This window comes from Rhodococcus opacus, from assembly GCF_012396235.1.
Lineage (GTDB): Bacteria > Actinomycetota > Actinomycetes > Mycobacteriales > Mycobacteriaceae > Rhodococcus_F > Rhodococcus_F opacus.
In genome coordinates this window covers 95107-114863 of record NZ_JAAXPA010000005.1, presented here as the reverse complement: position 1 = coordinate 114863, position 19757 = coordinate 95107, and the positions used below count along the sequence as shown (strand labels likewise).

Annotated in this window: 15 protein-coding genes and 1 pseudogene; 11 read left to right on the top strand and 5 right to left on the bottom strand. The window is 66.0% G+C overall.

The features are described from left to right. The first annotated feature begins 122 nt into the window (after positions 1-122). The 5 genes from HGB39_RS08150 (at position 123) to HGB39_RS08130 (ending at position 6927) form a co-directional block, all read left to right on the top strand. Positions 123-971 carry an HpcH/HpaI aldolase/citrate lyase family protein gene (locus HGB39_RS08150; RefSeq protein WP_005565799.1) on the top strand — a complete coding sequence of 283 codons (849 nt, stop codon included), beginning with the start codon at positions 123-125 and terminating at the stop codon, positions 969-971. Then, on the top strand, positions 968-1975 hold the full coding sequence (locus HGB39_RS08145; protein ID WP_005565800.1) for a MaoC family dehydratase: 1008 nt from the start codon (positions 968-970) through the stop codon (positions 1973-1975). Before HGB39_RS08150 ends, HGB39_RS08145 begins: the two co-directional genes overlap by 4 nt. A 25-nt stretch (positions 1976-2000) precedes the next feature. Continuing rightward, positions 2001-3212, top strand: coding sequence for a CoA transferase (locus HGB39_RS08140; protein WP_005565802.1), 1212 nt, complete (start codon positions 2001-2003; stop codon positions 3210-3212). A 232-nt stretch (positions 3213-3444) separates the two neighbouring features. Then, positions 3445-4509 carry an NAD-dependent epimerase/dehydratase family protein gene (locus HGB39_RS08135; RefSeq protein ID WP_005565804.1) on the top strand — a complete coding sequence of 355 codons (1065 nt, stop codon included), beginning with the start codon at positions 3445-3447 and terminating at the stop codon, positions 4507-4509. A 54-nt stretch (positions 4510-4563) separates the two neighbouring features. After that, positions 4564-6927: an ATP-dependent DNA ligase gene (locus HGB39_RS08130; protein ID WP_005565806.1), complete on the top strand. Its 2364-nt coding sequence runs from the start codon at positions 4564-4566 to the stop codon at positions 6925-6927. A 31-nt stretch (positions 6928-6958) separates the two neighbouring features. Here the strand turns inward: HGB39_RS08130 and HGB39_RS08125 are convergent, their stop codons facing one another. From HGB39_RS08125 to HGB39_RS08115, 3 genes and pseudogenes are all read right to left on the bottom strand, one after another. Next, positions 6959-7207 (bottom strand): DUF6480 family protein, encoded by a 249-nt coding sequence (locus tag HGB39_RS08125; protein WP_005256658.1) that lies wholly within the window; start codon positions 7205-7207, stop codon positions 6959-6961. A 148-nt stretch (positions 7208-7355) separates the two neighbouring features. Then, positions 7356-7556 (bottom strand): annotated as a pseudogene (locus HGB39_RS08120) (acyl-CoA dehydrogenase family protein); the annotation flags it as partial. 124 nt (positions 7557-7680) lie between these two features. Further along, positions 7681-8769 (bottom strand): LacI family DNA-binding transcriptional regulator, encoded by a 1089-nt coding sequence (locus tag HGB39_RS08115; protein ID WP_005565808.1) that lies wholly within the window; start codon positions 8767-8769, stop codon positions 7681-7683. 175 nt (positions 8770-8944) lie between these two features. On the opposite strand from HGB39_RS08115, the gene HGB39_RS08110 reads away from it, so the two are divergent. From HGB39_RS08110 to HGB39_RS39550, 6 genes are all read left to right on the top strand, one after another. Continuing rightward, positions 8945-9883 carry a dihydrodipicolinate synthase family protein gene (locus HGB39_RS08110; protein WP_005565809.1) on the top strand — a complete coding sequence of 313 codons (939 nt, stop codon included), beginning with the start codon at positions 8945-8947 and terminating at the stop codon, positions 9881-9883. A gap of 366 nt (positions 9884-10249) precedes the next feature. Then, the gene (locus tag HGB39_RS08105) at positions 10250-11425 is read left to right on the top strand and encodes an Nramp family divalent metal transporter (RefSeq protein WP_005256651.1); all 1176 of its coding nucleotides are present in this window, start codon (positions 10250-10252) and stop codon (positions 11423-11425) included. Between the two features lie 90 nt (positions 11426-11515). After that, positions 11516-11794 (top strand): YciI family protein, encoded by a 279-nt coding sequence (locus tag HGB39_RS08100; protein ID WP_005565811.1) that lies wholly within the window; start codon positions 11516-11518, stop codon positions 11792-11794. 410 nt (positions 11795-12204) lie between these two features. Beyond that, entirely contained in the window at positions 12205-15705 is a 3501-nt protein-coding gene (locus HGB39_RS08095) for a serine/threonine-protein kinase (protein WP_005565818.1), read from the top strand. 1016 nt (positions 15706-16721) lie between these two features. Continuing rightward, positions 16722-17795, top strand: coding sequence for an alkene reductase (locus HGB39_RS08090; protein WP_005565823.1), 1074 nt, complete (start codon positions 16722-16724; stop codon positions 17793-17795). A 328-nt stretch (positions 17796-18123) separates the two neighbouring features. Further along, positions 18124-18507 (top strand): helix-turn-helix transcriptional regulator, encoded by a 384-nt coding sequence (locus tag HGB39_RS39550; RefSeq protein WP_100229352.1) that lies wholly within the window; start codon positions 18124-18126, stop codon positions 18505-18507. 166 nt (positions 18508-18673) lie between these two features. Here the strand turns inward: HGB39_RS39550 and HGB39_RS08080 are convergent, their stop codons facing one another. Both HGB39_RS08080 and HGB39_RS08075 read right to left on the bottom strand, forming a co-directional pair. Next, complete coding sequence (locus HGB39_RS08080) at positions 18674-19120, bottom strand: cupin domain-containing protein (protein WP_005565825.1); 447 nt, start codon at positions 19118-19120, stop codon at positions 18674-18676. A gap of 105 nt (positions 19121-19225) precedes the next feature. Continuing rightward, entirely contained in the window at positions 19226-19723 is a 498-nt protein-coding gene (locus HGB39_RS08075) for a MaoC/PaaZ C-terminal domain-containing protein (protein ID WP_052023967.1), read from the bottom strand. Positions 19724-19757 lie beyond the last annotated feature (34 nt).

Genomic DNA, 19757 nt, shown 5'->3' with positions numbered 1-19757 from the left:
AAGTCAACGATCGGTCTTGACATGAGGGCTGCGCCGCTGCCAGCATCAGCAGCGCAGCCCTACCGGGCTGGCCGTACATATCCAGCCCGAACCGGGCTCCCGGACCCTAGGAATGAAGCATCGTGCAGAACCTCACCCGCAGGCGCGCCGTTCTGGTGGCCCCCGGATCCGACGAACGCAAGGCCGTCAAGGCGCTCGGGTCGACCGCCGACGAGGTGGTCCTCGACCTCGAGGACGCCGTCGCACCGGCCAGGAAGGCCGACGCCCGCGACCTCGTGCGCCGTCTCGTGCGCGAGTCCGACGGCTCCCGGGCCGTCTCGGTCCGCATCAACGCGCTCACCACACCGTGGGCCGAGGACGACCTGGCCCTGTGTGCGTCCCTCGGCGCCGCGCTCACGAGCATCGTGGTTCCCAAGGCGGAGACCGCGCAGGATCTAGCGCACGCCGATCAGGCTCTCGCCGGCACCGACATCGGGTTGCAGGCTCTCGTCGAAACTCCGGTCGGGGTGCAGAACATCGGCGACATCACCCGGTCCGTCGCCCGGCTCGAGTCCGTCATCATCGGCTACGCCGATCTCGGGGCGGCCCTCGGCCGTTCCCGATCCGCTCTCCCCGAGCACTGGCTCGCGATCCAGGACGGCGTCCTCGTCGCCGCCCGCGCCGCCGGCATCCAGGCGATCGACGGCCCGTTCCTCGGAATCGCCGACGACGACGCGTTCCGCCACTCGGCAGCATGGACCAGCGCACTCGGATTCGACGGGAAATGGGTCATCCATCCCGCGCAGGTCGAATCGGCCGCTTCGGCGTTCACCCCCACCGACACCGCAGTCGAGGACGCGCGTCGCGTGATCGACGCACTCGCCGCCGCCGAGGCCGCGGGCAGCGGGGCCGCGCAACTCGACGGGCAGATGCTCGACGAGGCCGTCGCGGTGGCCGCACGTCGGGTCCTCGCCCAGGTAGGTGCACAGTGACGATCACGCAGACGTACGTCGGTGGACCGTACTTCGACGAACTCGAGGTGGGGCAGGTGTTCGACACCGCCCCCGCCGTCACCCTGACCAGCGGCCTCGCCGCCGCCCATCAAGCCATCCTCGGCGACCGCCTGCGGCTGCCCCTCGACGCGCACCTGTCCCGGACCGTCACCGGATCCGGGGACGCCGTGGCGAATCCCGGTCTCGTCTGCGACGTCGCCATCGGGCAGTCCACGCTCGCCACGCACCACGTGAAGGCCAACCTGTTCTACCGCGGCCTCCGCTTCCACCACTTCCCCCACATCGGCGACACCCTGTACACCCGCACCGAAGTGGTGGGCCTACGCGAAAATTCGGCGAAGCCGGGACGCAAGCCCACCGGGCTGGCGGCACTCCGGATGACGTCCACCGACCAGGACGGCCGCACCGTCCTCGACTTCTACCGCTGCGCGATGCTCCCGTTGAGCGAGAACCCCGACGAGGACCGCGTCCGCAAGTCCGACGACCTGTCCGCGATCGGTCCGCAGACCGAGCAGGCCCTCGCCGCCCCCGAGGGCTGGGACCTCGCCCGCTACCGCGACGCGGTTCCCGGACAGCACTTCTCGACCGACCTCGCCGGCGCGGTCCTGCGGAGCAGCGGCGACGTGGTGTCGAGCGCCCCCGAACTGGCGCGCCTCACCCTCAACATCGCGGCCACCCATCACGACGAACGGGTCGGTGCGGACGGACGGCTCGTCTACGGCGGGCACACCATCGGCATCGCGCTCGGGCAGGCCACGCGCGCGCTGCCCAACCTCGTCACGGTCCTGGGATGGAAGTCCTGCGACCACACCGGTCCCGTCCACGAGGGCGACACTCTCACCAGCGAACTCGAGATCGAGAGCGCCGAGGCGTTGCCCGGCGGTGGCGGCGTAGTGCATCTGCGTTCACTCGTGTTCGCGCACAACGCCGCAGCGTCCGACGTTCCCGTCCTCGACTGGCGTTTCACCGCCCTCATGGCCTGACCTCCACCATCAAGGAGCTTCTCTCGTGACTGCCCATACTCCCCTTGCCGGACTTCGGATCGTCGAGGTCTCCAGCTTCATCGCGTCCCCCCTGTGCGGGCTGACGCTGTCTCAGCTGGGGGCCGAGGTGATCCGGGTCGACCCCGTCGGCGGCTCCGCCTGCTACAAGCGCTGGCCGGTCACGAGTGACGGTGAGAGCATCTACTGGACCGGACTCAACCGCGGGAAGCGGTCCGTGGCCGTCGACATGCGCAGCCCCGAGGGGCAGGAACTCGTGCAGCAACTGGTCACGGCCCCCGGTGCGGGTGGCGGAATCCTCGTCACCAACGCCGGTGGCCGTGACTGGCTCACCCACGACACGCTCAGAGCCCTGCGCTCCGACGTCATCACCCTCGAAGTTCTCGGTGGCACCGACGGTTCCCCCGCCGTCGACTACACCGTCAATGCGGGACTCGGCTTCCCGTCCATCACCGGTCCCACCGATCATGCCGGCGTCGTCAACCACGTCCTGCCCGCGTGGGACGTGATGTGTGGGCTGTACGCCGCGCTGGCCGTTGCCGCCGCCGTCCGGCACCGCGACGCCACCGGGGAGGGCACCCACATCCGCCTGCCGCTCGAGGACGTCGCGCTCGCCACCGCCGGCACGCTCGGTTACCTCACCGAAGTCCAGATCAACGGCACCGGCAGGCCGGCGACCGGAAACTCGGTCTACGGCACGTACGGAACGGATTTCACCACCAGCGACGGCGAACGGTTCATGATCGTCGCCCTCACCCCACGCCACTTCCGTGACCTGGTCGCAGTCACCGGAACCACGGCCGCGGTGGAGGCACTCGCCACCGCACTCGACGCGGACTTCGCGCGCGAAACCGATCGCTTCACCCACCGCGACGTCCTCACGGCCCTGTTCGCCCGCTGGTTCCGCGAACACACCGCAACCGAAGTGGCCGAGGCACTCTCGAAGACGTCCGTGCTCGCCGAGCGCTACCGCACCTTCGAGGAAGTGGTGAAGTCCGGGGAACTCGAGAAGAACCCGATGTTCACTCCCCTCGACCAGCCGCGCATCGGCACTTACCTCGCCTCCGGGCATCCCGCGTCGTTCGACGGCCACCACGCCACCGTCGCACCCGCCTCCGCAGTCGGCGACGACACCGGCAGCGTGCTCCGCGACCTCCTCGGCAGCTCCGACTCCGACATCGCCAAACTCCTCGACAGCGGCATCGTCGGGGGGAAGTGACACCGGTGACGGCGTGGGCCCGGTCATTGTGTGCCGCGCGTGAAGAACCACGGAATCGGCCTCACGCGCTGCCGTTCGCGTCGGTATGACGCCGAGCCAGATCTCGTTCCGGGGATTCACGTAAGCCGGACCGAATCACACACGACGAGTTCTCTGCCTCGGCGGCGCAGGCACACCGATCCATCGAGTGCGCTGTGATTGGCCGAGCGGCACGGCAGGGTACCCGGCACTCATGAGTGAGCAACGGGGTCTGAAAGTGGTCGTCGTCGGGGCGACCGGCAACGTCGGAACCAGTGTCGTTACGGCATTGAGCACGGAGCCTGCTGTCGGCGAGGTGGTCGGCGTCGCGCGACGACGCACCGAGTGGACGGCCCCCAAGACGACCTTCGTCGAGGCCGACGTCGCGACCGACGATGTTCGCGACATCGTGCGTGGGGCGGATGCGGTGGTACATCTCGCCTGGTTGTTCCAGCCCACCCACAAACCGAGCGTCACCTGGGACAACAATGTGGTGGGGTCCATCCGGGTCTTCGATGCGGTAGCGAACGAAGGTGTTCCCGCGTTGGTGTACGCCTCCTCGGTTGCCGCCTACTCGCCGGGCCCGACCGACCTCGAGGTGACCGAGGACTGGCCCACGCACGGCTGGCCCGGCGCGGCCTATCCTCGGGAGAAGGCCTACCTGGAACGATTCCTGGACGCCTTCGAGTTGCGGAATCCAGACCTCCGGGTGGTGCGGATGCGGCCGGGGTTCATTTTCAAGCGGGAGTCGGCCACTGCGCAGCGTCGACTGTTCCTCGGGCCGCTGCTCCCCGGACGCCTCATGCGCGCCGCGCGCATTCCGGTGGTACCGCTCGTCGACGACCTCCGGGCACAGATTCTGCACACCAGCGACGCGGCAGCAGCCTACGTGCAGGCCGTCTTGCGGCCGGTGCGGGGAGCGTTCAACCTTGCGACTGCACCCCCGGTGGACGGCCGTGTGCTCGCCGACTATCTCGATGCCCGGCAAATCCCACTCCCCCGCAGAGCTATTCGGGCCGCATTGTGGACGGCCTGGCACGCGCATGCGGTTCCGGCTTCACCAGGTTTGCTCGACACCGTTATGCACCTGCCGCTGATGGACAGCACCCGGGCTCGGGCCGAGTTGGGATGGGCGCCGAAGTATTCGCCCCGCGACACACTCGAGGAGTTCCTCGGCGGACTACGCGACGGCGCGGGAATGCCTACCGCACCACTCGCCGACGACACCGTTGGTGGACGAGTGCGGGAATTTGCATCAGGTCTCGGGCAACGCCCCTGAGCCGGCCTGCCCCGAGCGCATCAAACCGCGACCCTCGAAGGGAGCACCATCCCCATGCCGACCAGGACGATCGATGGGCACCGACTGCACCTGACGCATCTCGACAAGGTTCTGTACCCGTCCGTGGGAACGACGAAGGGCGAGGTGATCGATTACCTCGAGGAGATCGCTCCCGCGATGGTGCCGCACCTGGCGCAACGTCCGGTGACCCGGAAGCGGTGGCCGGACGGTGTCGACTCGGAATCCTTCTTCGAACGCAACCTTCCCTCGTCGACGCCGAACTGGGTTCCGCGACTGACCGTGCAGCACAAGGACCGCAGCGTCGACTATCCCCTCATCGACTCCACCGCGGGTCTGGTGTTGATGGGGCAACTCGCCGCGCTGGAATTGCACGTGCCGCAATGGACGGTGGTCGACGGCAAACCGGGACCGGCAACACGATTGGTGTTCGATCTCGATCCCGGTGAGGGTATTGACCTTTCCGACTGTGCCCGTGTCGCACTGGCCGTCAAGGAGCAACTCGACGACGCCGGGTTGACGTCGTTTCCGGTCACCAGCGGCAGCAAGGGGATTCACGTCTATGCGACGCTCACCACGAAGAACGACATCGACCCCTCTCCGTTCGCCCGAGCGCTGGCAAAGAGGCTGGAGAAGGAGTCGCCGGAATCGGTGACCGCCACCATGGCCAAGACCGACCGACGGGGAAAGGTCTTCGTCGACTGGAGTCAGAACAACGTCGCCAAGACCACCGTGGCTCCGTACTCTCTGCGCGGGCGCTCCGAACCGACGGTAGCCGCGCCACGGGAATGGTCGGAGATCGAGGCAACCGATCTGGGTCAATTGCGGTTCGACGAGGTGCTCGAGCGATACCGCAGCGGAGGCGACCTGCTCTCGAACTCCCTCGACTCCCTCGACTCCCTTGGGGCGTACCGATCCAAACGAACTCGCGGCAAGACACCCGAACCGGTCCCCGCTCCCACAGCCGATTCACCACCGGTGGACTCGGGCCGGGAGCTGAGCTTCGTCGTCCACGAGCACCACGCGACCAACCTGCATTGGGATTTCCGCCTCGAACGCGACGGGGTACTGGTCTCGTGGGCGGTACCCAAAGGCGTCCCCCGGTCTCCGTCGAAGAATCGCCTCGCCGTCCAGACCGAAGACCATCCCCTCGACTACCGCACGTTCTCCGGGACCATCCCGAAGGGCCAGTACGGCGGCGGCGTAGTGGACATCTTCGACGAGGGAACCTACGTCCCCATCAAGTGGGAACGTGACGAGATTCTGTTCGAACTCCGGGGCCGACAACTTCAGGGGCAGTACGTGCTGATCCACACCAAAGACGACCAGTGGTTGATGCACAAGATCAAGAAAGACAGGGAACGGCCGCTGCCGCACCGCGAGTCCGGCCAGACATCCTCGAGCGCCACGTCGAAGCCCGCCGGCGAAAAACCGATGCCGCGGGACCTGAAACCCATGCTCGCGACACTCGGCTCCGATCAGGATCTCGCCGACATGCCCGCCGACAGTTGGTCGTTCGAGGGGAAGTGGGACGGGATACGGGCGATTGCCGAGATCTCCGACGGAAGGGTCCACCTGCACAGCAGGTCCGGCCGCGACCTGACCGCGACCTACCCGGAACTGGCCTCGATCGGAGACACGCTGGCCGATCACGATGTCGTCCTCGACGGCGAGATCGTCACCCTCGACTCCGCGGGAGTGACGAGCTTCGCCGCCCTGCAGAACCGGTCCGGGCTGCAGAAGCCGGCGGCGATCACCGCTGCCGCGCAGAAGTATCCGGCCGAGTACTACGTGTTCGACGTGCTCTACCTCGACGGCACCTCGCTGCTGCGTCACGGGTACGCGGATCGGCGCCAGAAGTTGGAGGAATTGGCGTCGGCCACCGGTCTGGCCGTCCCCGATCGGCTCCGCGGGGATGCCGCCGAGGCGTTGGCGGAGAGCCGTCGACGCGGGTGGGAAGGAATCGTCGGCAAGAAGAACGACTCGACCTACCTGACCGGCCGGCGGGGCAAAGCCTGGATCAAGGTCAAGAACCAGCGCACCCAGGAGGTGATCGTCGGTGGCTGGCGACGGGGCAAGGGATCACGCAGCGACACTCTGGGATCGCTGCTGCTCGGCATCCCGGACACGGACGGACTCCGGTATGTCGGCAGGGTTGGCACCGGATTCACCGAACCGGTGCTCGAGTCCCTGACGCGAAAACTCGAGCGGCTCTCACGTAAGACGAGCCCGTTCACCGACACCCTGACGACCGCCCAACGCAAGGACGCGAATTGGGTCACTCCCCGCCTGGTCGGCGAGGTCGGGTTCACCGAATGGACCACGGCGAACCTTCTCCGGCACCCGACCTGGCGTGGCCTGCGGACGGACAAGAATCCCGAGGACGTGCGGCGGGAATGACCATCTGCCGGTGCCCGAGGGGAGGCCGAACTCAGTCGAAGACCCCGACGATGTCGAGCACCAGCAGGACCGCGATCGCCACGAACACCACGACGATCACACCGATGACCACCATCGTGGCAATGCCTGTCGGTGGAAACGACCAACTGGTGCGCGGTTCGTGCTCGGACAACCCCGAAGTCTGGGCGGAGTCCGGTGGGGTCGAACCTGGTCGGACACCGCCGCCCGACTCGAGATCAGGAGTGTTCGCCGGATCTGGGTCCGGAGGTTGAGCGGTCATGGCAACGGCCCTCCGTGGAATACGGCCTGCTCGGCGTTCGAGCATACGGCTGTGACATGCGGGTACCCGGATTTCCCACACCCACACGGCGAGGACGATCCCTCCATCGTCGGCGTCGGCGGCGACGGCCGGGTTTCACCCGAGTGGGTCAGCCACAACCACGAAGCTTCATGACCTCGCTGGCCCCGCCGTAGATGCGGCTGACCCGCGTGTCCTCGTAGAAACGCGCGATCGGATATTCGGTCGTGTAGCCGTATCCGCCGTGCAGTTGGAGACAGCCGAGCACGAACTCGGCGTTCTGGAACGCGGCGACCTGCTGTCCGAAGACCTTGCGGTCCTTCACATATGCGGTCTCTCATCCAGGTGCCGTACTCGGCAAATCTCCACCGCAACGCGCAGTCGTTCGGGACGCGTTCGGAGAGCCACGACTCGACCCTTCCCATGGGCCAGCCTCGCTGACCAGTCGTCAGTCACTATTCGCCGTGGTGCACACTACCGGCGGTCTGCGGGCCTGCCGCGGTCGTGGCCCGGTGCGATCCGGACGAGCGCCGCGGAATCAGGGTGGGCATCGCGCGCCGGATCGGATCGTCGACGGGGGTGGTGGCGAGCATCAGATCGAGCGCGGTGGCGGCGATCTGGTCGAACGGGGTGCGCACCGAGGTGAGCGGGACCGGAAGACGTTGCGACAGTGGGATGTCGTTGTAGCCGACCAGGGCGACGTCGTCGCCGACGGTCAGCGAGCATCGGTGTGCGGCGGCCACGACTCCGAGCGCGAGGTTGTCGTTGGCGGCGAAGACGGCGGTCGGACGGGACGCTGAGCGGAAGAGCCGGTTCCCGGCCTCCTCGCCGTCCTCGATGCCGAACGTCGTTTCGACGATCCACTCGGGCACTTCCGCGATTCCCGCTTCCCGGAGCGCCTTTCGTGCCCCCGCCAGACGCCCCACTGCGGTCGACGCGAACAGCGGGCCCGACAGGACGGCGATGTCGGTGTGCCCGAGATCGATCAGATGGCGGGTGGCGAGATAGCCGCCCGCCTCGTCGTCGCCGACCGAGGACGGACTGATCCCGTCGGTCCTGAGCACCAGCGCGTGGGGCACGCCGCGCTCCCGGAGCTCGCGCGGCAAGGGGTCGTCGCGCCGGCTCGAGGCGACGATCAGGCCGTCCACGTTCCGGGCGAGCAGAGTCCTCGCCGCATCGGACTCGTCGGCAGGATTGTCCCCCGTCGTCGCGACAACCGTGAAGTAGCCGAGGCGGGTCGCGGCGCGGCTGATCGCCTCGTACATCAAGGCCATGACGGTGTCGCTCAATCGTGGCACGAGGACACCGATCGTCGCGGTCTGCCCGCGGCGCAGGCTCGACGCGAAGGTGTTGCGCCGGTAGCCCAGCTGATCGGCCACCGCCCGCACTCGTTCGGCGGTCGCGGAGCGGGACGGCGGCACGCGATCGTCGAGCACCCGGCTGACGGTCGAGGTGCTCACACCCGCCGCGTCCGCCACTTCACGCAGCGTCACGACGTGCTTACCGTCCCGCGCCCGCTGGGGCGCGCTCCCATTGGCTTCCATGGTCTTCCTCTCTACCGCCTCGGCCCGGCCCTCCGCGCGTGAGGTAAGGCCTGATCACATCCGATTCGGAACGTGACCCTTGACACAGACACGATCGTATCGCACGATGAAATCGTTCACGGGAACGTTCCCGGGAACGTTTGCACAACGTCTCCTTCGATGGAAAAGAGCGATCATGAGCACACTCGACCTCCGCGGCCTCACCCCGGCGCCGGTGACACCCTTCACCCGTGACGGCGCCGTCGACTACGACGCCATCCAGCGCCTCGGCTCGTGGCTCGGCAGCGTCGACGGCGTCAAGGGTCTGGTCGTACTCGGCCACGCCGGCGAGGGCACCTTCCTCACCCAGGACGAGCAGGTTCGCGTCATCGCCGCTTTCAAGGACTCCGTCGACGGCCGGCTGCCGATCATCGCCGGCATCACCGGCGAAGGCACCGCCGTCTCCGTGGAGGAGGCTCGCCGCGCGGTCGACGCGGGCGCCTCGGCCGGCCTGGTGTACCCCTCCCACGGATGGCTGCGGTTCGGTTACCAGGACGGCGCCCCGCAGGATCGGTACAAGGCGATCCACGAAGGGTCCGGGCTGCCGCTGATCCTGTTCCAGTACCCCGACGCCACCAAGGCCACGTACAACCTGGACACCCAGCTCGAGATCGCCGCCCAGCCCGGTGTGTTCGCCACCAAGAACGGTGTGCGGAACATGCGCCGCTGGGACCGTGAGATCCCGGTCCTGCGCCGTGAGAACCCCGACCTGCAGATCCTGAGCTGCCACGACGAGTACCTTCTGCACACCATCTTCGACGTCGACGGCCTGCTGGTCGGCTACGGCGGACTCGCACCCGAGCCGCTGGTCGAACTCATTGCGGCAGGCAAGGCCAAGGACTACCCCGCGGCCCGAGCGATCCACGACCGCCTCCTGCCGGTGACGGCGAACGTCTACCACCGCGGCTCGCACATGGAAGGCACCGTCGCCCTCAAGGAAGGCCTCGTCGCCCGCGGAATCCTCGAACACGCCACCGTGCGCTCACCGTTGCTGCCACTGGCCGAGGGTGCCGGTGCCGAAATCGCCGCTGCGCTGCAGTCGGCCGAGCTGACCTCGGTCGTCGCCCACGCCTGACCCCGCTCGACCCGTCACCTCGGATTCACCGAATCCGCCGCACGCGGTGCCACCGCGCCGCGTGCCGGTTCTGCCGCCCGGCCCGGACACCCCGGGCCGGCCGGCACCGCCCAGCAGACCCGGCCCACCCACTCCCGGCCGCGGGTTCCGTTCGCCCTTCCGAGCCGGCAGCGTCGGATGCCCCATCGTCAGTTGCGCCACACTCCTCGTCTGCGGTTCGAACACCAGAAAGTAGGCTCATCGATGAGTCAGCCATCTCGCACATCAGCCGATCCCGTCGGAGGCGGTTCAGTGGTCGCAGGCACCCCTCCGCCGCCCGGAGGTCGCGTCCGGCCCCAGCGCCGGTACTGGGTTCGAACCCTGGCCATGGCCGGTCCCGCATTCATCGCCGGGGCGTGGCAGTTCGGGCCCGGCAACCTCGCCAGTGCCGTCCAGGCCGGCAGCGAGTACAGCTACTCCCTGATCTGGGTGATCGCCGTCTCGACGATCTTCATGCTGGTCTACGCCGACATGAGCGTCCGCCTCGGCATCCGCACCCCCGTGTCCATGATCAGCTCGGTCAAGGACGTCCTGGGCCGACGCGTCGGCGTCTCCGCCGGCGTCGGAGTCTTCATCATCACCCTGTGTTTCTCCGTGGGCAACGCCGTCGGATCCGGCCTGGGATTGTCGATGGTCTTCGGCGGGTCCCCGATAGTGTGGTCCGCCGTCTGCACAGTCTTCGTCGGACTGATCCTGCTGTTCCGCAACGTCTATCGAACCGTCGAACGCGTCCTGCTGGTGATCGTCGCTCTCCTCGCGGCCACCTTCGTCTTCAGCGCCGTCATCGCCCAGCCCGACTGGTTCCAGGCCGTGCACGGACTCGTCCCGAGCATCCCGCCGGGTGGACAACTGCTCGTCGTCGCCCTCGTCGGCACCAACTTCTCCCTCAACGCAGCTTTCTTCACGTCCTACGGCACCCACGAACGTAAGCGCACCGCGGCCGAATACCGGCAAACCACCATCGCCGACACCATCCCGGGCATCGTGGCACCCGGCATCATGACCTCTCTCGTGATCATCGTTGCCGCCGCCGTCCTCGGCCGGCAGAACACCGAAGCAACCACCCTCGCAGGGCTGGCCAAGATCTTCGAACCCATCGCCGGCCCGATCGGATCGACGATCTTCGCGCTCGGGCTGTCCGGGGCCGCGTTCTCCGCGATGGTCGCCAACGCCACCGCCGGAGGCACCATGCTCTCCGACGCGCTCGGAAAAGGACCGTCCCCCAGCACACCGACAGCCAAACGCACCAGCGCCGTGATCCTCGGCTTCGGACTCCTGATCACGATCCTGTTCACGAAATCCCCTGTCCAGCTGATCATCTTCGCCCAGGCGTTGACCGTGCTGATCGCACCGTTCCTCGGGCTCCTGCTCTTCGTGATGAGCAACAACCGTCAGCTGATGGGCAACCTCCGCAACACCTGGTGGAAGAACATCATCGGCGCTCTGGGATTCCTCTCGATCCTGTCCCTGTCCGGACTGCTGATCTACGAACTGCTCGGCTGACACCGACATGAAGCGGCACACTGCGCACCGCAGTGTGCCGCTCGACTGCTGCATCCACCCCCTGAGGCAACCCCGAGGAATCAGAAAACCATGCCGCTCTTCGTCGTCGAATACACCTACTCAGCCCACACCGCCGCAGGCCGTGACACGTACCGATCGGCACACCGAGCATGGCTCTCCGAACTGGTCGACCGCCAGACAGTCGTCGCCTGCGGTCCGTACGCCGATGACAGCGGTGCCTTCATCCTCGTCGAGTCCGATACGAGCGACACGGTCGCACAGCTCTTCACGCACGATCCCTTCGTCATCCACGGCCTGGTACCGGACCATCGCATCGTCGAGTGGACGCCGGTGATGGGCCGTCTCTAGAACGACGATGAAGCAGGTCAGGATTCGGAATCGTATTGCTCAACCACCCACGAGCAGCGCGGAGGTCTGCACGAGTCCCGCGAGCCGCCAAAGGAAACCTAAATCGATGCGGGCACAACGACTCCCGATTTCTTATAGTCCGGTCGGGAATAGCTCAGCCGCCCTGGTCGGCATCACCGAGGGTTGCGGCGGCACCGCAGCCGTGGGAAACAGTGCGAGCGCTACTCGATCTTGCCTCGACGGACCAGCGACCTCGACCTGGGCCCCCGGCTAACCGCGTGAGCCGCTCGAATTAACTATTCACCGACGATTCGAGAGTTCGGATCGGGGTTATGCTCGCATTAACGCTGGAGAGGTGATGTGCATGACACCGCGATTGCGGACACCGAGGCACGGGATCGAGGTCGGCCGTGGCCGAATACGATCCAACGGCGACACAGCGTGATCTGACCCCGGATATCGCCACGGAGTTGGCCGCGGCGGGGTTCGACGATGCCCGGGAGGTCGGTCGGGGTGGCTTCGGCGTCGTCTACCGCTGCCTGCAGCCATCCCTCGACCGCACCGTCGCAGTGAAGGTTCTCACCGCCGATCTGGATCCGGACAACCTCGAGCGGTTCATTCGTGAGCAACGGGCTATGGGCCGGCTGTCCGGGCACCCGAACATCGCCAACATTCTGCAGGTCGGCGCCACCACCAGCGGGCAACCGTACATTGTGATGCACTACCACCCGCACGGTTCGCTGGCGACACGGATCCACCGCACGGGCCCGATCGAGTGGCGGGAGGCGGTTCGACTCGGTGTGAAGATCTCGGGCGCGCTCGAGACCGCGCACCGGATCGGCACCGTACATCGGGACGTCAAGCCCGCGAACATCCTGCTGACGGACTACGGGGAACCGCAGTTGACCGATTTCGGGATCGCACGCATCGCGGGTGGCTTCGAGACCTCGACGCGCGCGGTGGTCGGCTCACCGGCGTTCACCGCACCCGAGGTGCTCGGGGGCCGGCCCCCCACCCCGGCGTCGGACGTGTACGGCCTCGGAGCGACGCTGTTTTGCGCGATCACCGGGCATGCCGCGTTCGAGCGACGCAGCGGCGAGCAGGTGATGGCCCAATTCCTGCGGATCACCTCTCACCCGGTGCCGGAATTGCGTGGGGAGGACATACCCGCCGACGTATGTGCCGCGATCGAGAGGGCGATGTCCCGGGAGCCAGACGATCGTGCGTCGACTGCCGCCGAGTTCGGGGAGGAACTGCGCGAAGCCCAACTTCGCAACGGCCTGCCCGCCGACGAGATGGCCCTACCCACCGACCTCGGAACGCAGACCCAGGACGAACATCGCCGCGGCGCCTCGACCAGGACTGCGTCGGGCAGGTCCGGCCCGATGACGACGGCCGGCCGGAACGATGCAGCGACGACAGGGACGCCGCCCGCCCCCTCCACCCGATTCCGCCCGCCCACGCCGACCCGGCAACTGGTCGAGCGTAGACAACTCATCGACTCCCTACGCGCTGGACAGCGGCGCCGGTTGACGGTCATTCACGCGCCGGCCGGATTCGGCAAGAGCACCCTCGCCGCCCAATGGGGTGAAGTGCTGACAGAGGAGAGTGTGGCGGTCGCATGGCTGACGGTCGATCACGATGACAACAACGTGGTGTGGTTTCTCTCGCATCTGGTCGAGGCGATCAGACGGGTCCGCCCGACCCTGGCGCGCGACCTCGGGCAGGCGCTCGACGAGCACGGCGACGAGGCCGAGCAGTACGTCCTGTCTTCACTGATCAACGAGATCCACGCCCGCGGTGAGCGGGTGGCGATCGTGATCGACGACTGGCACCGGGTCACCGACGCCGGGACACGCGGAGCCATGGGATTCCTACTCGACAACGGCTGCCACCACCTCCAGGTCGTCGTGGCAAGCCGCACCCGGTCCGGCCTTCCGATGAGTAGAATGCGCGTGCGTGATGAACTCGTCGAAATCGACTACACAGCATTACGTTTCGATGAGAATGAGACACGATCCTTCCTGGTCGACCTGGGCGGACTGGAGCTGGAGCAAGAGGATATCGCGGACCTGCGGGACTCGACCGACGGGTGGGTGGCGGCGCTGCAATTGGCGTACCTGTCACTGCGCGGACGCGACGACCCCACCGAACTGATCGGGCACATGTCGGGTCGGCATCACGCCATCGGCGAGTTCCTCGCCGAGAACGTGCTCGACACGTTGGAACCGGAGATCCTCGATTTTCTGCTGGCGACGTCGGTTACCGAACGGATCAGCGGGAGCCTTGCGGGCGCGCTGGCGCACGTGTCACGCGGGCAGGCGCTACTCGAAATAATCGAGGAGCGGGATCTGTTCCTGCGACGGGTGGACGAGGACGGAGTGTGGTTCCGGTACAACCACGTGTTCGCCGAGTTCCTGCAACGACGACTCGAGCGTGATCAACCCGAGCGGATCGACGAACTTCACCGCACGGCATCGACCTGGTTCGCCGATCACGAGTTGCTCGGCGAGGCCGTCGATCACGCACTCATGGCTGGGGATCAGGTCCGGGCGGTCGAGCTCGTCGAGCGCGATGGGATGCACCTGATCGAGTACTCGCACATGACGACCCTCCTCGGGATGGTCGCGAAACTCCCTCCCGCGCTGACGGAGTCACGTCCGTGGTTGCAACTCGCCGTAGCCTGGGCCAATATCATGCTGCACCGGGCCGAACCTGCACAGAGAGCACTCGACCTCGTCGAATCAACGCTCGATCGTGTTCCCTCCACCGACGAGGTCGCCGATCTGAGAGTAGAGGTCGCCGTGATGCGGGGCGTTATTCGGTTCCGGGCGGACCGAATCGACGGCGCGGACGAGTTGGTCCAGGCATGCCTGCCGCGGCTGGACACGTTGCGGCCGTGGGTTGTGTCGAGCGCCGCGAACATGGCAACCTACCGCGCGACATACCAGTTCGATTTCGACGAAGCACGCCGATTGCAGGAATGGGCCTTCGCATTTCATGCGCGAACCAACGGTCCGTACCTGGTGATGCACGGGCACTGTTTCGCCGGCCTCGCCGCCTACGAGCAACTCGATGTCGCCGCGGCGGAAAGCAGCTTCCGGGCTGGCGTCCGTGTGGCAAGGAAGATGGGTGGTACGCACTCGGAGGCCGCGCGCCTGGCCGATTCTCTCCTCGGCGCGTTGTTGTACGAACAGGGCGAGATCGACGAAGCCGAACAGTTGCTCGACGAAGGCTATGAGCTTGGGGGCGAGGGCGGTCTCGTGGAGTTCAAGATCCCTCGGTATGTCCTCGGGGCGCGTATCAAGGCCCTGCGGGGCGACCGAATAGCGGCAGCGCAGCGACTCGATGAGGGGGCGAGGATCGCTGTGACACTGTCTCTTCCGCGATTGCGAGCAAACGTCGAGAATGAACGGATCAGGCTGGGGCTTCCCCTGAGCTCCGATATCGCGGTCTCGCCGCCCGCAGAATATTGCTCTCGTCGACGACCGGTGGACGGAATCGAGGCACTGACGGCGCAGGTCGAAGAGGCAACAGCCACCAGACGGCTGCTCGACGAGCATTCACCGGACCAGGCCGACCTCGCCTGCACATGGGCACAGGAGTGGACGAACCGACTCGAAGGCCGCGGCGCACACAGGCTGTTGATGCAGGCCAGAAGGTTACTCGTGGCCTGTTTGTCCGCCTCGGGCCGCGTCGACGAAGCCAAGGAACTGCTCACCTCGATCGCAGCACAATGCGCCGAGCTGGGCCTCGTACGTCATCTTCCCGATGGTGGACCACACATCGTCTCGCTCATCGCGGCGCTGCGGGACGATCAGGTCGCCGGGCGGTGGCGTAGAGACTGGGCATCGGTCCCTGCCACTTTCCTCGCGGACCTGGTGACTGCAGAGGCGCCGCACAGGATCTGATGAGTTACCGCCAGCGACGCGCTCTGGCCGCTACCCAGGCACGCTTCGGCAGGGAAGCGTTATCGCTGATCACGGCACGAGCCCTCACCGTGACATGTTGACTCCTGTTTGGGAACTGGACGGGGCACTGCCGATGGGATGGGGAGGCGGTCCCACCGGGCTGTGGCCTCGGACGCTGAGATGTGCGCGAAGGGTCGATCTTCGAGCGGATCGTGATGTTGGATGTTGCGGCGGTATCCGACTCGTGACTTCAGCTGCGAATCTCCTCGAGGGCGCACAGCTTGTCGATAGGGTCTGGAACATGGTGACTCGTCACTTCTCGCGTGTCCGCAGTTGTTGACTCTGAAACGATCACGGATCCTCCTCGCCTAGGGATACCTATCCGGTCCGGTGGGAGCGCTGGGCTGGATCTACTGCGAGCCGTCCGTGTTTGCTACGGATACGTCGCGCAGCCAGAAGGGCGGCCGACGATTCGACCGGCGCGTCGGGAACGACCAAGTAGATGCGACGAACGTAGTAAAGCCTACAAACGCTCGTTCGATGGATGAAACGTAGATCATAGTTCAGGTGGGCGCAAGAGTTGCGGACGCCGAACGCGCACCCGTCGGCGCCGATCGCGCCACATCGCCACGGGCCGTGACACGAACCCGGCGGCGCGCCCCCCTGTGAGGGTTGACACATCGGACTCTCCCGCTAATACTTACGAACGTCCGTACGTTTGTTGCACGGGAGAGGGACTTCGATCGGAGACGATCACACGCGGTGGCACCAGAAGAGTTCAGTCGAGACATCAACCCCACCTGAGCATTAACGATATCTGTCGATTCGTCTTACTGCGTCGATGAGACTGAGCTCCCGGGGCTCGACCGACGATTACACACCCGAATTTCACGCGCACCAGACAAACACCGATAACGCGGTCGACACCTAGCCACGCAAAGGGCACTACTGGTGCCGATGCAAGCCAGGCGGTGACCGGGCCGACAAACATTTCCACCCTAAGGAGTTCTCAGGTCATGTTGTTCGAGACATACAAATTGGGTCCACTCGAGCTGTCGAATCGAGTCGTCATGGCACCCATGACGCGGGTTCGCGCCTCCGAGACGGGACTGCCATCCCAGAGTGCCGCGCTCTACTACGCGCAACGCGCCAGCGCGGGGCTCATTGTGAGCGAGGGAATCTCGCCGTCGAAGCAGGGACAGTCCGAGCCGAACATTCCTGGTCTCTACAACGATGAGCAGGAGGCGGCCTGGCGCCCGATCACCCAGTCTGTTCACGATGCCGGCGGCCGGATCTTCGCCCAGCTCATGCACGGCGGCCGCGTGGGGCACCCGGAGATCAACGGAATGCAGCCGCTCGGAGCCTCGCCCATCGCCGCCCACGGCACCATCTTCAACTCCGGTGGTCGGCTCGCGTTCGTCACTCCCGTCGAGATGACCGTCGAGCAGATTCAAGAGCAGATCAACGTGTTTGTCGCGGCGGCCGAGCGCGCGATCGCTGCCGGCTTCGACGGCGTCGAGATCCACGGCGCCAACGGCTACCTGATCCAGCAGTTCCTGTCCGACAACAGCAATCAGCGCACCGACCAGTACGGCGGGTCGCACGAGAACCGGGTACGCTTCGCGGTCGAGGTCGCTACCGCCGTCAGTACCGCCATCGGCGCCGACCGGGTGGGGATCAGATTCTCGCCCGGCGGAAAGTTCCACGACATGAACGAAAGCGATCCCGAAGGCCTGTACACAACCCTTCTCAACGCCCTGAATCCGCTGGGATTGGCGTACCTTCACATCCTCGAGACTGCATCGGACGACGTCAACGACCGGATCCGGGAAATCTGGACCGGCCCGCTGATCGTGAACCCGGCAATTGTCGGAAGTGCAGACTTCGTCGACAAGGCGAATGCCGATCGATGGTTGGCACGCGGCGGCGACCTGATCGCATTCGGTCGGTACTTCATCTCCAATCCGGACTTGGTGCGTCGCCTGCGCGATGGTCTCGAACTGACCATGCCCGATCTCGACACCTTCTACTCGGGCGGCGACAAGGGTTACATCGACTACCCGGAGTGGTCGGACAGCGCCGTGGGCTGACACCCTTGGGCGGGCCGGGCCGGAGTTCCTCCGGCCCGGCCGGATTCCGGGTCTCGGCGAGTAGCTCGACTGAGGTGGTGAAATCGGCGCAACTGCTTCGGCGGCGTCGCGCTCGAACCCGTCCTCGGAACCGCTTCTTTCAGTGAAGTTGCTACGGTGCCCGACACTCGCTTACACTTACGAGTGTTTGTTCGCTTTAGCCTATGACCCTACCTGGCGGTTGGCAAAGATCCCCTGCCGGCCAACCATTTCAGGCCGAGTTTCAGCAGGTCTCGAAATCCGCGTCGGGACGTCCATGGCTCGGTGGGACCCGGAGGTTGGGGAATCGATGACGATGTACGCCGAGCTGGGCCGAATCCTCGACGTGCTTCGCTCTCAGCACGTGACCGACCGGGCGGCACGTCTTCGCGCCGCATCGGCGCTGGAGAGGGTCCTCCTCTCCGACGTCCACGCTAATCCGTGTGTTCACGCCGGTCTCACGGCCCGCGCGGATACCGCATGCCCTTCGGATCACGACCAGCCGTTGACCGGTCGCGAGCACGAGATATTGGGCATGATCGCCGATGGTGCGTCGAACGCCGAAATCGGTCGTGACCTGTACATTTCGAGGAACACGGTCCGGTTTCACGTCAGCAATATCCTGCGCAAGATGTCGGTGAACAATCGCACTGCGGCGGTCGGGAAGATGACAACCGGCACCGCCGCGCGCTGACACTTCTCCCCAGGTTGCCCCCGTCTCGGCACACCGAACGGCCGATATGCGTTCCGCCTCCCGACACACCGAAGCCCCCCAGCCGTGATTCGACCGGAGGACTTCCGTGGGTGGAAAGATTGAGCCGCAGCGAAAGATGCCTGCGGATGAGGCGATGACGGGAAAGTCAGTGCGCCTCGGCGTGAGTACCGACCCGGACATATCCGGCGAGGGTGGTGTCGTCGACCTCGGGCAGGTTGACGACGATGTTCTCGGGCGTGCGGGTGGTGAGCCAGATGAGTTCGTCGGTGGTGCTCATGTTGGCTTCGACGTGCGGCATGAAGGGTGGGACGAAGACGAAGTCCCCTTCGGACATGTCGATGTACTCGCTGAAGTTCTCGCCGAAGTAGATTCGCGCCTTGCCGGTGAGAACGTAGCCGCCGGTTTCGGCCTCACCGTGATGATGCGGCAGTGACCGATATCCGGGCTCGTTGAAGACCTTCCCGAACCAGATCTTCGTCGCCGGCGTGTGCTGGACGCTGACCCCGGAGACACGCACGGCACCACCGGATTGGCCCGTGTTCTGCGCTTCCTCTCCCTTGCGAGTTACTACCGGCTTGTCGTGCTCAGCCATGCTCGATTCCTTTCAAAGAACAAACGTTCGCCTGTAGGCGAGGGTACGAGCGCACCCTCGATCGCACAAGAGTGCGCGACGGTCACGCTCCGACGACTGCACGCGTCAGCGAAGCGGCTCGGGGCGCCGGCGGATCATGAAGCTGCTCCGGAAGGTCATCACGGCTTCGCCTCGCTGATTGAGAGCGCTGTAGGCGAAGGACCAGATGCCCTGGTCGGGCTTCTTCGTCGGGCGGGCGGCAATGAGCTCGGCTTCGGGATGCAGGGTGTCGCCGATGAGCACGGGACGCAAGGCGCGCACCTCGTCGAGGCCGAGCCAGGCGACGACGTTGTTGAAGTAGCCGGTCTGAGTCGCCAGCCCCAGGGCGAGCGAGAGCGTGAACGGCCCGTGCGCGATCCGCTGCCCGAACTGGGTGCCGGCGGCGTACTCCTCGTCGAGGTGCAGCGAGACGATGTCGCAGGTCAGGCCGGCCCACTGCACCAGGTGCGCATCGGTGACGGTCATACCGGGACCCCGGAGTACGTCCCCCAGGTCGAGGTCCTCCCACCAGCGATCAGGCTGCCCGATCACTCGTGTGGCAGTACTGACGTCGTTGATTGTCATCGAAACTCCTCATAGCGCCGGCGCCGCCGGCCGT

Bases quoted from the DNA above. Each gene is read 5' to 3' on its own strand.
- HGB39_RS08110 (WP_005565809.1), top strand. From the start codon at position 8,945: ATGAGCACACTCGACCTCCGCGGCCTCACCCCGGCGCCGGTGACACCC.
- HGB39_RS08090 (WP_005565823.1), top strand. From the start codon at position 16,722: ATGTTGTTCGAGACATACAAATTGGGTCCACTCGAGCTGTCGAATCGA.
- HGB39_RS08100 (WP_005565811.1), top strand. From the start codon at position 11,516: ATGCCGCTCTTCGTCGTCGAATACACCTACTCAGCCCACACCGCCGCA.
- HGB39_RS08080 (WP_005565825.1), bottom strand. From the start codon at position 19,120: ATGGCTGAGCACGACAAGCCGGTAGTAACTCGCAAGGGAGAGGAAGCG.
- HGB39_RS08130 (WP_005565806.1), top strand. From the start codon at position 4,564: ATGCCGACCAGGACGATCGATGGGCACCGACTGCACCTGACGCATCTC.
- HGB39_RS08075 (WP_052023967.1), bottom strand. From the start codon at position 19,723: ATGACAATCAACGACGTCAGTACTGCCACACGAGTGATCGGGCAGCCT.
- HGB39_RS08115 (WP_005565808.1), bottom strand. From the start codon at position 8,769: ATGGAAGCCAATGGGAGCGCGCCCCAGCGGGCGCGGGACGGTAAGCAC.
- HGB39_RS08125 (WP_005256658.1), bottom strand. From the start codon at position 7,207: ATGACCGCTCAACCTCCGGACCCAGATCCGGCGAACACTCCTGATCTC.
- HGB39_RS08105 (WP_005256651.1), top strand. From the start codon at position 10,250: ATGGCCGGTCCCGCATTCATCGCCGGGGCGTGGCAGTTCGGGCCCGGC.
- HGB39_RS08135 (WP_005565804.1), top strand. From the start codon at position 3,445: ATGAGTGAGCAACGGGGTCTGAAAGTGGTCGTCGTCGGGGCGACCGGC.
- HGB39_RS39550 (WP_100229352.1), top strand. From the start codon at position 18,124: ATGACGATGTACGCCGAGCTGGGCCGAATCCTCGACGTGCTTCGCTCT.